Origin of the sequence: Paenibacillus taiwanensis DSM 18679 (genome assembly GCF_000425125.1) — a bacterium.
GTDB lineage: Bacteria > Bacillota > Bacilli > Paenibacillales > Paenibacillaceae > Paenibacillus_B > Paenibacillus_B taiwanensis.
Genome location: NZ_AULE01000024.1, coordinates 343,327 through 357,175, shown reverse-complemented (window position 1 = coordinate 357,175; position 13,849 = coordinate 343,327). Strand labels below are relative to the sequence as shown.

Sequence of the window (13,849 nt, the reverse complement as noted above, 5' to 3'; positions counted from 1 at the left end):
ATAGAAAAAAGTGAATTGCCTTAGCTGCATCATATGCATTTTTTTAATAAAGGTGAGCGTGTTAAAAAATAAAACAACATTCTTCTGTAGAGAACTGGATTAGTCAAGGGGACTGGATTCCTTTAGTCGTTACCTAAAAGCGGGTGTCAGCGAATAGCTTTTCTTCGTCTCAGTATTTGTTATAATTCAATGTTAATTTTTTAGTATAACAATATTATTTTGAAATTTTTCCATAAATTTTTATAAATAAATATGTATATATTTTTAAAGCGTGTTACATTCGAATCGTAACAAACAAATATCAATGAAGAAGGGAAGAAAAACGATGAAGTTCAAAATTGAAACACTTCCTAACTATCGTATTGCTTATATGCGAGGAGTTGGTCCATACGGTCCTGCAAATATTGAGGTAATGGAGAACTTAAAACTATGGGCTACGGAGAAAAATCTGCTCAATTCAGCAATCTTACTTGCAATTCCACAAGATAATCCGGAGACAACACTGCCTGATAACTGTAGATTTGATGCTTGTATTGTGATTTCAAAGGATTATCAAGTAGATGAATCAATATGTGAAGGTGAACTCCCTAGTGGACATTACCTTATTTATGAAGTGAAGCATACAGCACAAGATATTCAACAAGCATATGCCGATATTTTTCCTTCCCTACAACGCAATGGCTATAAAATGGACAACAAACCCATTTTGGAAAGATACATTGGCGATATGTTTACGAACCCTTATTGCGAAATATGTGTACCCATAAAACCCGATAAAGTTTAATTCGTTAACTTAACCTCTTTTTACTGCATCCCGGTATAACACTGAAAATGAAGTAGGGCCTGTCTCCAAAGTCGATTTCTCGACTTAGAGACGCCCCTTTTACAGTACAAAAATGTTGATAAAATATTAACAGATATGCTTACCTTCTTCGGGACACTTAAACTTCACGCTTCTCGTCAGGACTGTAGATGATTCTCTGATAATCCCAATCTTTACTATCCATATCACCTAAGAAAATTCTTTCATGCTCTGGAACAAGTTCATATTTTTCTTTTAGCTTTTGTCGGTAATATTCATCTGGATCCTCTAAATATTGATAATAGGCTTCTCGGCACTCTTCTAAAGACGTCTTCTCGCCTTTAAGTTGCTTATGCATATCGATCAGCTCGATATATTTATCTTTAACATCAGCGGAATAAACGACTTGTGAAAACGTGACTTCACCTAAATCGGATATAATTACTTTTGTTGGCTCATCAAAGCTCGTAAAGAACGTTCCATTGGTAAAGAGCTCAGAAATCTCCTCTAATCTAAAAGTTAGTTCATTTCCTTGGAAATAACAAATAACTAAGCCATCCTTGTAAACAACTAGATTTACTAAATAATTTTCACTTTCATATTTCATGAAGATGGTGAACTCATTTCCATCTATTGTTTCATAAAACATTTCACGCACAACATAATAATTAATAGCACTTGGTGAATACTGAATTCTTCTTTTCTCTGTCAACTGTTTTTGCCAAGCTGTGATTTCATAAATATTTTCAAAGTTAGGGTTAAGTGTTTTAATTTTGTTTTTGATATGTTCGTAATATGTATCCTGATCGAATATCCAATCCGCTGCTTGAACTGTATACATCCCTAATGCGTGTATAGATAGGTCTTCGCCTTCTGGAATGGATGGATTTAACCAACTGGAACTTAGCTTATCTTTAAGACCATTCAAATCAACAAGTTCCCAGCAGTTTGACATGCCATCTTCATAAACATCAACATGGATATAAAAATAGGAGCCCCCGTTATTAATAATACCTGGTACAGTTAAGCCTTCTACTTCTTTTGTTCTTCGAATTTTCTGCAACTTATTCACACCCTATTTTAAGTAATAAATTTTGCTTGGATTTCTATTATTAGTGCCGTATTCATATACTTGAGCTAGCTTAGAGGCGCATAAGCACCTGATCTTACGGGCTTATCCATCCCTACTTATATGCCCAAACGTAATCTCATACTGATCTGCAACAATTTCAAAAACATCATCGTAAGTTTGGACAATAAAGTGTCTAGCTTGAGCCCCCATTGTCAGCCATACATTTTCTAACAACTTCGAATTCGTCATTTCAAAAAATGATGTAGCTTCACTGTAATCCAAATCAAAATGATCGTAACTTAAATCTAGCGCTATCATTTTAAAATAGTAGATATTTGAAAACACCATGACAAACTTAATCCAAGTGTCCTCTTCACCTTCACTGGCTAAACTTCCACTAATTTCACCAGTCATTTCAACTTTTCGTTCATTGTACTTATAATTAACATCATCTAAAAATATACAATCTCTTCCTATTAGTAAGCCGTACTTCGTCTTTATTGGTGTTATCTCCATGTTGTTGACCTCACTACATCCGTTTTCTGCATTTCACCTAACGCTCTAGTATTTTCCAATCCGACTGTCTCTGCCATGAGTTTTAGTTAACTAGGACCAACAGCCGTATCACTGGGTATGTTTACAATTTTAAATGTACATGCTTGTTTGTACGTTTCATTACTCGTTTCTACTTTCATTATTTATTCCACGACTGTAAAGCTCTCTTCTCCCTCTTTAATAGGCACATCAATTATAATCACGTTCTTTACTGATGCCCGTTTTAATGATTGCATGCAATGGACTAGAAAATCAATATGCGACTCTTCCCCTTGTATTTCAGCTTCCACACTACCATCTTTTAAATTTCTCACCCATCCAGTTAATTTCATCCTGCGAGCAATACAGTATATTTCCAAGCGGAAACCTACCTTCTGCACCTTCCCAGAAAAAGCTACGTTTTTTCTGACTATATGGCCTGGTGTGAATGTTGGAAGCTTAACGCGATTTGCATGCCACATTACATATTCATTTCTTAGCTTCTTAAAAACACTCATTTTCCCCAGACTCCTTCCCCTTCAAACGACCCGTTAGTTCCATTGCAAAAGAGCTTAAATTCAAATTCGACACACAAGTATATGTATTCCACTTCACTGCTTTAGCAAGCTTATTATTCATTTTAAACAATCCTTCTGTATTCAACACCATGAATATGTTTAAGCATTTTTTTCTTTTCTAATATTTTAAAAAAGTTTGGTATGGGGAAAATATCGTGGTATTGTGAATGTATTTCCTGACAATGTTTTCTCCTTTCAAATCATTTAATTCGTTCAAATATAACACTTTACCCCCTACCGAGACGGCTGGTCCATCGACGCATGAATTCATTGTAATTTGAAACCCACTGCTACGTAGCGCTTATCCAATACCAATTGTTGTCTAACTTCTTTACTTCAATAAAATCCCCAAACGATGCTTCATCCGGTTTTCTTCCATCAGCGGTATATATAAATCCAGCAAAATTGTCAACGACTCCACGATAAGTGTAAAACAGAATTTGAGTGGCCTGTCCCCTTCCTTCAACAACTATCTCACCGCCGCCTTTGGACAATTGCTTATATTTGTCAGGTAAATGGATTAATGTTGTATTGTAAGATACGTTAGGTTTCAACAAACCATCTAATACCAATTGAACGACTTCTTCACGTTCCGCCTTATGGCTACGATAATCAAGATTTAATGTGATTGATGTAAAAGGAACGATAAGTACCAGTATAAAACAAACGATATTTATTAAAAATGGTATCCCGTTTCTAGCTCTCCGGGATGGCTTACTTGCTACAAAGTACACCAAAACTATCAGTGAGCAAACTATAAAAACGGCATAACCAATACTTTCAACGAACGGTGCAAAAAAAGGCGTGAACGTATCCACAAGGGTCCAACGATAAATATTCTGAAGTAAAATTGTTAATGAGCCTACCAATCCGATCGATAACATGTAATAAAACAAAATATTCGATTGCTCATTTTTGATTTGCTTTATTTCTTCCTCCATGATTCAACTCCTATATAAAAGGTTTTTGTGGAATACTGCTTCCCAAGAATGACCTAGAAGGACAGGGCTAAAATCATTTTTTGAAAAATTAACATATTTCCATCTGCTTAAAATGAAATTATTGGCGATATGTCTTGTAAATGTGGAGAGTAATAGCGCGATTCATGGTGCTAATCAAGAGCAAACATACGTTTTATATAAGCCATTTAAGAGATAAATGAGGTACATTCAAAACTTAGTCCCACTTTCTTGTTACTTTAATCAAGTTCGTTTTATTAAATTCTAATTTATATATATCGGGCATCGTTGTTGATTTCCAAAAATCAAAATCGTATGTCTTATCAAAGTAGTTCATCATCAAAGTCATTATCAAAATAATGAAGCCTATTACTATTTTCCACGACACTTACCTCCAGCATATTTAACACAAACTTATAGCACTCAATTTTTTAATGATTCTAATGAGGCATACTATTCTTTTTTTTGGTTTACTTTCCTTCATTACAAAGACATTCTTATAAGTAAATTGTATACACTTTAGAATGACAAAAAGCTCACCATACGATGGAGAGCTTCTCATTTTATCGACTAAATATAATTGAAATTAATGATTTAATCATTAATACAGTTTCTCAGAGATTGATTTTGCCGTTATCTCGCGGTATTTCAAAGCTTCATCCTTTATTTTTAAAGAAACCCCGACATTCAAAATATCAATAACAGCTAGCTGGGATATCTTTGCAGAAAGTGAGCTGCCTTGTAATGGATTTTCTCTAGCAACCATTAACAGTTCGATATCTGCCAGTTTGGTTATAGGGGAACGCGCATTACTCGTAATTACGACTATTTTGGCGCCAGCTTTCTTGGCTAGGCTTAAGTTCTCTATCGTATCTTTGGTGCTTCCCGAAATGGATATCCCAACAGCTACATCTCCTGGTTGCATTAATGCAGCTGTCATGGCCTGAAAGTGCGTATCTGTCTTAGCGAAGCTTTGCTTGCCAATCCTGGTGAAGCTATGCGCGGCCTGTAACGCCGTCAATCCTGAAGATCCTACTCCAAAAAAGTGAATATGAGTAGCTGCCGTCAATAGATCAATGGTCTTCTCCAACTGATCTGAGCTAATAAGTTCCGAAGTTTGTTCCAGCGTCTCCATATGCATAGATATAACCTTTCGGTTTAACGTCGCTGCATCATCCTCTTCAGTAACTTCATTATATAAGCGATCGGAAGGCTTAACCATATCTTGTGCCAGAGATAATTTAAAATCCTGAAAACCTTGAAATTTCAGTTTCCGGCAGAGGCGAATCACCGTCGTCTCACCGACGTCCGCTCTTTCTGCAAGTTCGGTCACCGAATGATAAATGATATCCTGAGCGTTTTCCAGAATAAAATTTGCAACTTTTTGTTCTGTTTTAGTTAATCCATTAAAATGACTTCTTATGGATAACAACGTCTTTCCCGTTCCCTGCTCGTTAGACAAATCCATTCTCCTTTCAGGTTGCCTAACAAATAATGAACCTGTAGACTAACCTATATTTATGATATACACAAATTCCTTCAAAAGGCAAACTAGTATGCTATAAAAACTTACATTATAATGTAAATTTAATTTTAAATAAAATAACCTGCTACAGCCCCAACTACACCTCCATTATCTCCTAAAGAAGCCGAAACTACCTCAATTTCTCTAACCCTCTCTCTAAAAACAGGCAGCAGTTGGTGCGACAGACTTTCACGAACCGGATTCAGTAAAAAATCGCCTTGCCGAGTTATGGCCCCTCCAATGACAATCCCCTCTGGATTAAATGTATGAACCATATTAGCCAGACCAGCAGCAATATACTGAGTATATCTTCTCAGTACGTGAATAGATGCGTCGTTTCCTTCCTGCGCAGATGCGAATATACTTTCCGCGGTACTAATCTCTTCTAGCTCTGTCCCAGCTTCTTCTACCATTCTCATCAATCCTGTAACAGAAGCATACTGTTCCCAACAGCCTGTTCTTCCGCAATTGCATGGATAACCACTGTACTCAATAACATGATGGCCTATTTCTCCCGCAAACCCATCCCGTCCTTGATACGGCCTATGATTAATGATCAGGCAACCGCCTACTCCCGTTCCCAAGGTAACACAGACGAAATCGTTCCATTGTCTGCCAGAACCTACCCACGCTTCGCCGAATGCCATGGCATTCGCATCGTTATCGATCAATACAGACAAACCTGTCATGGAATGCAGCCGATTTCCAATCTCCATGCCGGCCCATCCCGGCAAATTAGCGGTGGCCCCCATTACAACGCCTGTCCGACTATTAACTTGACCAGCAGTCCCTATGCCGACACCTTTTACCTTCCATCCTTGACTGCTTGAATACCTTTCTAATTCCTTCGTAATTTCGGTAATTCGATTTAACAGTGCTTCGCCACCTTCATTTGCCTTCGTCGGACAATTCAAATGGTGAATGACCACTCCCTCCGCATTTACAATCCCCGACTTAATGTTAGTTCCACCGATATCCAGACCTATAGCTACTTCCCCAGTATGTCCCATCCATAGAACCTCCTCGTTTAAAGGCTGCTGCAAATAAATAATAAAGACTACATTTCAGCAATGTTTTGATATTGAAGTATAGCGTCTGTATATTTCTTAGTAATCAATTGCGGCCTGGTAATGGCTCCGCCAATTACAACGGCGTAAGCTCCGGCCCGAAGACACTCAACAGTCTGTTCAGGACTATGAATTCTCCCCTCAGCTAATACGGGAATGCTAACCATTTGACTTAAATCAGCAACTAATTGAATATCTGGCTCCTCACTCTGCGGGCTGTAGGCTGTATAACCAGATAGCGTAGTAGAAATAAGATCAAAACCCAATCTCTCCGCCTCTACTCCTTCTGCTACAGAAGATACATCCGCCATTAATAGTACTTGGTGCTCCTCCCTTATTTCTTTAACCAAATCCGCAAGACAAACATTGCCCGGCCTATTACGTAATGTAGCATCCGTAGCGACAATATCGGCTCCAGCAGCGATTATTCCTTCAACCTCTGTTAAAGTAGGCGTTATGTAAACGTCAGAACCGGTATACTCCTTCTTCCATAAGCCGATAACTGGCAAATTCGTCACCTTTTTTATCGCTCTAATATCTTGAGGCGTATTCGCCCTAATCCCTACCGCCTTGCCCATTTCAGCCGCTAGAGCAAAGCGGGCCATATAATCACTTCCGTAAAATGGTTCTTCCCCAAGAGCTTGACAGGAAACAATAAGTCCGCCTTTTAAAGTTTGAATAATTGAATCTACCATAGTGCACACCTCCGTATATAAACTGTTCATTGAGTAATAGGTAGCTCATAATACGTACTCTTTCATTTCCTTAGAATCAGTAAACAGCCACCCCTTATTATCAATAGAGTGGCTGTCTGCTGATTTATACTACTCTATCGTTGTTATAGAACCAGATCGTCCGGCCAGTGGATTTGGACCCCTTGCCTTTGAATCAGCGCTTGAAAGGCCTGTAGATGCTCCGAATTGGCGTGTACCTCATGTGGCGTCACTTGATTCTGAAGCGCATAGGCCGCTAAATAACCGACGGACTCCCCAATGTTCCATTCTGTCGGGTGGAGGCGGTAGCATCCGTTCGTAATTTGAGTCGTGCCGATATTTTTACAAGCGGGAAGCAAATTTTTGACCCGGATCGGCAGTAACGCACCAAGCGGAATCTCGTACGGATAGTTCGGAATATAGAAGGTTCGGTTCGTGACGGTCGTCAGGTGAACATCTAAATGATAGCTGCCTACACCGACGCTATCGTCGTAACGGCGAATCCCTTGTTTCCCACGGATTTCCTTACTAACATCCTGCTCCGTGATCGTATATATCGCTTGAATCCGACGCGACTCACGAATATACGGGTACTTCGCCAGTCCGTCCTCTGTACCCAGTACATCCGTACGCAGCCGGATGCCAGGATACCCTCGCCCTCCGTCCGGACGAGGCGTCTCGGTCTGAAGCCAGTAGATCAGTGAGCGGCTTAACTGTCTAGCATTCGCCAGATGCTCCTCCCGTTCTGCTATAGGAACGTCAATAATTGAACCCAGAAAATAATCGTTCTGCGGCCAATTGATCAAAGTAATGTCGCTTTCATATAGCCCAGGCTCGAATAAAGCTGGGTCGATGACACGACGATACGTCCACAGTGACAGAAGCTCCCTCCCAGAAGCGTCCTTGCCTTCACCTGGAAAGAGGGCGAACTCCTTCATTTTCTCCGCGTCATCCGTATCGTTCGCATACCAGCTTAACAGCGGAATATTCGTATGCTTCGGTACGAACTTGCGCCAAAAATCATATTGCTCAGGCTTCTCAATCGTGAAATCTCCACCCTGTACATAATCGAGGGCAAACACATGGGTGATCGACTGCATATCGAGTGGATTTGCCTCTTCCAGCGCATGCGGCTCCCCTGTCTCATGCCTGGACTCCGCGCCTATTACATATTCAACCCCCGCTAACGGCAGTACGTCTCCACATTCCGTAGCATCGAGAAAGTATGATCCCCTTAGTATAACTTCTTCACCTGAGCTTAAATGTGTAACGGTTACACTCTCTATCTGATCCTCGTTTACTGAGGCTGCAGTTGGTCTGAAATGATACAATACCGTGATACGGCCGCTGTTCACATACGGGGCCAACATATCCTCGATGACGCGCAGCGCTACCTTCGGCTCATGGCATAGGCGGCTTACCCAACCGTTTCCGGGATTAAGCAGTTCATTATTCTTCGCTTCCTCTGACATCGGATAGTTCTCTCGATAATAAGCACGCACCCGGTCTCGAAACTCGCGATACGTCTCTGTGCAGCCGAATTCCTCGATCCACTGATGTTCATCCGGCGGAACCGCCTGACTTGTCAGCTGACCCCCTAGCCAATCCGTCTCCTCTGTCATGATCACACGCACGCCCATTTTGGCCGCAGCCAATGCGGCCATGCAGCCGCCCAACCCGCCGCCTAGGACGGCGACATCTGTCATTCGCTCCTTATTCATCTCTCGCTGGCTCCTTCTCCAGTGCTTCCAGCATCCACCTGAGCTGTTCATGCACCTTTTCTGTTCATTGCAAAATTTGTAGACCCTCACAGCGTTAGTGAAGCTCGAACCCTCGTCGTACTTTATTGTCCTTGCTTCGTATCACGGACATGGGTCTTCAATCCGACCTCAAACATCCGACTCCAAGGCATATAGCAATCGTCGATCACGATCTCATAATTATTCTCTGGATGATGCAGATGCTGCTCGATGAACCGAGTCAATTCAGCTCTGACCCGCTCGGCGATTTGTCCCCGCTGTCCGTCGATTGAGAAATAATTGTATCCCGTACCAGGCAGCACCCGATCACTTACATCCCTACGTACATGGGCACAATAGCCCCCATCCTCGACATAGCGTAGTGACAGGAAATCGCGATGCTGCGGCGTATTGCCATACACGGCATATACCATGCCTTGAGCAATGCAAGTTCCGAGCGTGTTGCCACTTGTATTCCAGCCTGCATAACCGGCCAATTCAAACAAAAGCTTCTTATCGCGAAGCAGCTGCAGCAGCTCAAGATCTGCTCCGTTGGCGTAGGCTATATCGGCGATAACACAAGGCTTGTCGAGACGGCGAACAATATCATCAGCCACCTCAATCAATTCAACTAAATTCCGGTATACCTGATACCCTAAACAATGCTGCCCTTGATCATTCGACTCCATCATGCTCTCGCCGGGTGTATTGATGCATAGGGCCATATCGGCTTCTGCCAGGGAAGGCGACATTAGCCCTCCGGCCGCCATAATCTGATATTTGACCGATTCATATAGTACGCGGTCTTCATATAGAGGTATCACTAACGGCCCTTGCACACTGGCAAAATGAACATGCACCCGTGGCTTACGACGCTCAAAATGATTGATCATGCGGGCGAGTAGCGTACACCCCACTTCATCTGCCCCTGGATACATATAGACGGACAGCTGCTGCTGACACTTCTTGACGTACTCGCGAACGTACTGCTGATCCACCGCAGTCAGACCATAAGGAGCCGAGTCATCCTGTGGGATGATCATAAAATCGACGGCCCCGTCCTGCACCAGTTCGATTGCTCTCTTATTCGCTGTTAAATTAACAGTACGGCGCTCCGTGTAGTCCTGCCACATGGATTCAGGCAAAACGCCCTCAATTTGCTGCAATTCATGTTGCTCTTCTTCTGTCGCGATGCCCAGGTCCAACCGATGGCGGATATAGCCGCGCCGGAAAATCTCCCTGCCCCAATTCTCGTAATAATCCGGTTCTTCATCACTGCTGGAATAGCGCGGGCAACGCATAATGAGCTGATAAGCAAATACATGCAAAGCCGGGTTAATCCGCTTCAATTGATGGAGCTTCTCCAATTGCTCCCCGCATTGTTCCTCCGTCATCTCATGCAGCCGAGAGGGGATTATTCCTCCGTATAGCAATGTGTCCAAGGCCACAATCGCTCCGTCTGCATCACGCGCCTGCTCGATTAGCCAGGCCCATAGCTGTTCGATGTCTCCAGGGCGCTTCTTCAGCCCCATCATGCTCAACTCCGGACGAACAACATCATAATCCGTTCCCGCGGCAAGAAGTGCCGGAAATTCGTAATTGCACGGACGTTCATCCAGCGGAATATATATAATTTTTTTCATGTGAGTAGCGTCCTCCTATCCTTTAACTGCCCCGGATACACCTTCCATGTAATATTTCTGGGTGCACAGGAACACGATGATAATCGGTATAACCGAAATGACGGTCCCGGCGGCAATCCAGCCAAAATTGTAGGAAAATTGGCCATTTAAAAAGCTGAGCGCAGACGCGATTGGATACTGCTTCGTATCATTAAGCACAATCATCGGCCAGAGGAAGCTATTCCACATCGCCATGAACTCCAATAGTCCGATAACGGCGATCGCCGGCTTCACAATCGGCAGCGCTAATTGCAGCCAAATACGAAATTCGCCGGCACCGTCCACTTTGCCGGAATCGCGCAGTTCATGTGGCATGCCCATAAACGCCTGTCTCATTAGGAATACGTTGAACACGGTAACGGCTGAAGGAAGCACGACTGCAAGAAACCCACCCATCAAGCCTAATGCTTTTACCGTCAAATAATTAACTACCATGCCGGCTGCAGCGGGAATAATCATCGTCGCAACCAGTAGTGTAAAGATTAGATCTCGGCCTTTGAAACGGAATACGGCAAGCGGATAGGCTGTAAGACAAGAAAAGAAGATGTTCATTACAACGCCCATCAGCGCAATGATAACGGTATTCATTAAGTATCTTGGAAAGTCCATGTAATTCCATACTTGGACAAAATTATCAAAGTCGATAAATGTCGGCAAGATCGCCGGCGGAGAGCTGAACACATTCTTGCCGGGCATGAGCGACACACTTAATATCCATAGGAACGGTCCCATCATAAAAATGGCAAATAAAATCAAAGCTCCATACAACAATAATAATTTCACGAATCGAAGTGGTTTTTTTCTCATATCATGCATCCATTAATATGGATTGACACCACCCTTCCGGTTGAATCTGAAGATGACGATACTAAGTGCACCAATCATGACGCTGACAATTAAGCCAAGTGCCGATGAGTAGCCGAAATTAAATTGCTGGAAACCCTGCTGATATATATACAAACTCGATGTTAAGGTAGCATCCCCCGGTCCACCCATCGTCAGGATGAACACTTCATCAAACACACGGATTGCTGCCATTAGAGATATAAGCGTGCAGAAAAAGACATACGGCTTCAACAGCGGAATTGTAATTTTACGAATGGTCTGCGCCCGGTTCGCGCCATCAATCATCGCAGCCTCTGTCAGGTCCTTCGGAACGGATTGCAGTCCGGCCAAATAAATCATCATATAGTAGCCAAGGCCCTTCCACATCGTAATGAACATCAGTGTCCACAGTGCTGTATCTTTGTTGGACAGCCAAGTAATTGGCTCTTTCATTAACCCTACATTGGTCAGCACATAGTTTATGACCCCATTCTGGTTGAGCAGCCAGCCCCAAATAAGCGCTACCGCAACCATAGAAGTAACTACGGGGATGTAATAAGCCGTACGAAATAATTTAATGCCTTTAACATTGCTATTGACTAGAATCGCCATAAGAATAGATATAATCTGAATAAATGGCACAACAATGACGTATAGCAATGAGTTGAGCAGTGACGTGATGAAGCTCTTATCCTGCAACGCCTTAACGAAGTTATCCAAGCCAACAAATTCGGTTTTGCCTATGACGGAGTAATTCGTCAGCGCCAGCGGTACGCTATAAATAATCGGCCAGAAGACAAATAGGGCCAGTAGAATCAAACCCGGCGTCATGAAGAGCCAAGCCACCGACGCTTCCGACTTGCCGAATCTAGCAAAAAATTTTTTCATGATAGTAATCCTCCACCACCATTAATTAGATAGTTCAAAAAGTCCACTTTTGAACATCCATTATAGAAAGCGGGCAGGACAAGCCCGCCCACCCAGACGTATTTAGTTGCCCAAGATTTTGTTAACATCGCTCTCGGCCGTAGTCAATGTCTTCTTCACGTCAGCACCATTCAAATAAATTTCCTGCAATGCTTTGGTGATAGTCTGATTAACGTCTTTAGCACTCTCAACGCCGATGTAGAAATCTTCGGCTTTATCAAGGCTCACTGCAGATACGGACTTAGCCACCCCTTCTAGAGTTCCGTCATTCTCCGAGAAGAATGGATCTTTGGCACTCTCTACCGTGGAAGGCAATGTATTAGCGATCTTGGAAAATTCCACCTGATTAGCCGCATTCGTGACGAATACAGCGAAGTCAACCGCTTCTTTCTTATGAGATGTTGCCGCAGGCACGACGATGTTCATCGTGTTGGAATAGCGGATTCCCGCTTTGCCAACCGGACTTGGAACGGCAAGCATTTTGTTGTATACATCCGGCGCGGCTGTCTTGATCTTGTTAATAAATGGCGAGCTGGATAAGGACATGGCCACTTGCTCACTCGCGAAGTATTGCACTTGTTTATCGTAGTTAATAATGTCTTTTGGAATGACGCCGTCTTTTAACAGCTGTAAATTCTCATTAACATACGCTTCCACTTCAGGTGTATTAAAAGCTGCCTGCTTATAATCCTCGGTCAGGAACGGCAAGTTCTCTTCCAGCAGAGTGCGCGCCTCCATCGTGAAGATGTAGCCGTAGGCGCCGGTTTTCTCTTTGATCTGGCGACCCCATTCGTTCAATTCCTGCTTTGTCTTCGGCGGATTGTCCGGATTCAGTCCCGCTTTCACCACCAGATCCTTATTCATAAATAGGACAGGCAATCCGGTGTACCAAGGGAGCGCGAACCCTTTGCCGTTCATTTCTGTTGAGGAGTAGATTCCCGGGAAATAAGCTGCCTTCTGATCCGCTGTCAGCTCTTGGTTGAAGTCAACCAATGCATCTTTGGTTCCCATCTGATTGGCCAGCTCCGTATTAAGGTTCACCACGTCTGGCGCATTACCGCCAGCAATATTCGTCATGAGCTTGTTCAGTACAGCATCGTAAGGGTAATCCTTCCAATCGATCTTGACATTCGGATTCTTCGCTTCATAATCCGCAATCAATTTGTTGAAGTAATCATTGAAGGTCGGCTGCAATGAGATGGTCCAGAACTCTACCGAGACTTTTTCCACGTCGTTGTTCCCACTTGAAGCAGCACCTTTGCTGCTCGATGAATCCGAACCACACGCCGCCAGTAGCCCCACCATCATCATTGATGCCAATAATAATGAAATCAACCTTCTGCCTTTAAAACTCATACCACAACACCCTCTCTTCTTGATAAACTATCTCTCAAAGCTAGGAGAAGAAATGACTATAAGTCCGGAA

Annotated in this window: 13 protein-coding genes; 1 reads left to right on the top strand and 12 read right to left on the bottom strand. The window is 42.8% G+C overall.

The genetic code is table 11. From position 1 onward, the window contains the following. Nucleotides 1-325 precede the first annotated feature (325 nt). Nucleotides 326-784 (top strand): AraC family transcriptional regulator, encoded by a 459-nt coding sequence (locus H509_RS0106280; RefSeq protein ID WP_028544336.1) that lies wholly within the window; start codon nucleotides 326-328, stop codon nucleotides 782-784. Between the two features lie 157 nt (nucleotides 785-941). Here the strand turns inward: H509_RS0106280 and H509_RS0106275 are convergent, their stop codons facing one another. The 12 genes from H509_RS0106275 to H509_RS0106210 form a co-directional block, all read right to left on the bottom strand. Beyond that, nucleotides 942-1,865, bottom strand: coding sequence for a DUF7638 domain-containing protein (locus H509_RS0106275; RefSeq protein ID WP_028544335.1), 924 nt, complete (start codon nucleotides 1,863-1,865; stop codon nucleotides 942-944). A 111-nt stretch (nucleotides 1,866-1,976) separates the two neighbouring features. Further along, entirely contained in the window at nucleotides 1,977-2,390 is a 414-nt protein-coding gene (locus H509_RS0106270; protein WP_028544334.1) for a hypothetical protein, read from the bottom strand. A 182-nt stretch (nucleotides 2,391-2,572) separates the two neighbouring features. Then, the gene (locus H509_RS24445) at nucleotides 2,573-2,926 is read right to left on the bottom strand and encodes an acylphosphatase (protein ID WP_028544333.1); all 354 of its coding nucleotides are present in this window, start codon (nucleotides 2,924-2,926) and stop codon (nucleotides 2,573-2,575) included. A gap of 350 nt (nucleotides 2,927-3,276) precedes the next feature. Next, nucleotides 3,277-3,927, bottom strand: a complete 651-nt coding sequence (locus H509_RS0106255; RefSeq protein WP_051286843.1) for a hypothetical protein — start codon at nucleotides 3,925-3,927, stop codon at nucleotides 3,277-3,279. Nucleotides 3,928-4,546: 619 nt separating this feature from the next. Further along, entirely contained in the window at nucleotides 4,547-5,407 is an 861-nt protein-coding gene (locus H509_RS0106245) for a MurR/RpiR family transcriptional regulator (protein WP_028544331.1), read from the bottom strand. A gap of 131 nt (nucleotides 5,408-5,538) precedes the next feature. Beyond that, nucleotides 5,539-6,480 (bottom strand): ROK family protein, encoded by a 942-nt coding sequence (locus H509_RS0106240; protein WP_028544330.1) that lies wholly within the window; start codon nucleotides 6,478-6,480, stop codon nucleotides 5,539-5,541. Between the two features lie 47 nt (nucleotides 6,481-6,527). After that, nucleotides 6,528-7,232: an N-acetylmannosamine-6-phosphate 2-epimerase gene (locus H509_RS0106235; protein WP_028544329.1), complete on the bottom strand. Its 705-nt coding sequence runs from the start codon at nucleotides 7,230-7,232 to the stop codon at nucleotides 6,528-6,530. Nucleotides 7,233-7,375: 143 nt separating this feature from the next. After that, complete coding sequence (locus tag H509_RS0106230) at nucleotides 7,376-8,971, bottom strand: FAD-dependent oxidoreductase (RefSeq protein WP_028544328.1); 1,596 nt, start codon at nucleotides 8,969-8,971, stop codon at nucleotides 7,376-7,378. Between the two features lie 122 nt (nucleotides 8,972-9,093). Continuing rightward, a complete protein-coding gene (locus H509_RS0106225; RefSeq protein WP_028544327.1) occupies nucleotides 9,094-10,632 on the bottom strand; it encodes a DUF4127 family protein in 1,539 nt (512 codons plus the stop codon). Between the two features lie 15 nt (nucleotides 10,633-10,647). Continuing rightward, a complete protein-coding gene (locus tag H509_RS0106220; RefSeq protein ID WP_425414221.1) occupies nucleotides 10,648-11,406 on the bottom strand; it encodes a carbohydrate ABC transporter permease in 759 nt (252 codons plus the stop codon). An 84-nt stretch (nucleotides 11,407-11,490) separates the two neighbouring features. After that, a complete protein-coding gene (locus tag H509_RS0106215; RefSeq protein ID WP_245595989.1) occupies nucleotides 11,491-12,327 on the bottom strand; it encodes a carbohydrate ABC transporter permease in 837 nt (278 codons plus the stop codon). A gap of 159 nt (nucleotides 12,328-12,486) precedes the next feature. Then, entirely contained in the window at nucleotides 12,487-13,779 is a 1,293-nt protein-coding gene (locus tag H509_RS0106210; RefSeq protein WP_028544324.1) for an ABC transporter substrate-binding protein, read from the bottom strand. Nucleotides 13,780-13,849 lie beyond the last annotated feature (70 nt).

Excerpts from the sequence above, each read along its gene's own strand:
- H509_RS0106280 (WP_028544336.1), top strand. The coding sequence starts at position 326 with ATGAAGTTCAAAATTGAAACACTTCCTAACTATCGTATTGCTTATATG.
- H509_RS0106220 (WP_425414221.1), bottom strand. The coding sequence starts at position 11,406 with ATGATGGGACCGTTCCTATGGATATTAAGTGTGTCGCTCATGCCCGGC.
- H509_RS0106210 (WP_028544324.1), bottom strand. The coding sequence starts at position 13,779 with ATGAGTTTTAAAGGCAGAAGGTTGATTTCATTATTATTGGCATCAATG.
- H509_RS0106240 (WP_028544330.1), bottom strand. The coding sequence starts at position 6,480 with ATGGGACATACTGGGGAAGTAGCTATAGGTCTGGATATCGGTGGAACT.
- H509_RS0106235 (WP_028544329.1), bottom strand. The coding sequence starts at position 7,232 with ATGGTAGATTCAATTATTCAAACTTTAAAAGGCGGACTTATTGTTTCC.
- H509_RS0106270 (WP_028544334.1), bottom strand. The coding sequence starts at position 2,390 with ATGGAGATAACACCAATAAAGACGAAGTACGGCTTACTAATAGGAAGA.
- H509_RS0106255 (WP_051286843.1), bottom strand. The coding sequence starts at position 3,927 with ATGGAGGAAGAAATAAAGCAAATCAAAAATGAGCAATCGAATATTTTG.
- H509_RS0106215 (WP_245595989.1), bottom strand. The coding sequence starts at position 12,327 with ATGACGCCGGGTTTGATTCTACTGGCCCTATTTGTCTTCTGGCCGATT.
- H509_RS0106225 (WP_028544327.1), bottom strand. The coding sequence starts at position 10,632 with ATGAAAAAAATTATATATATTCCGCTGGATGAACGTCCGTGCAATTAC.
- H509_RS0106230 (WP_028544328.1), bottom strand. The coding sequence starts at position 8,971 with ATGAATAAGGAGCGAATGACAGATGTCGCCGTCCTAGGCGGCGGGTTG.
- H509_RS24445 (WP_028544333.1), bottom strand. The coding sequence starts at position 2,926 with ATGAGTGTTTTTAAGAAGCTAAGAAATGAATATGTAATGTGGCATGCA.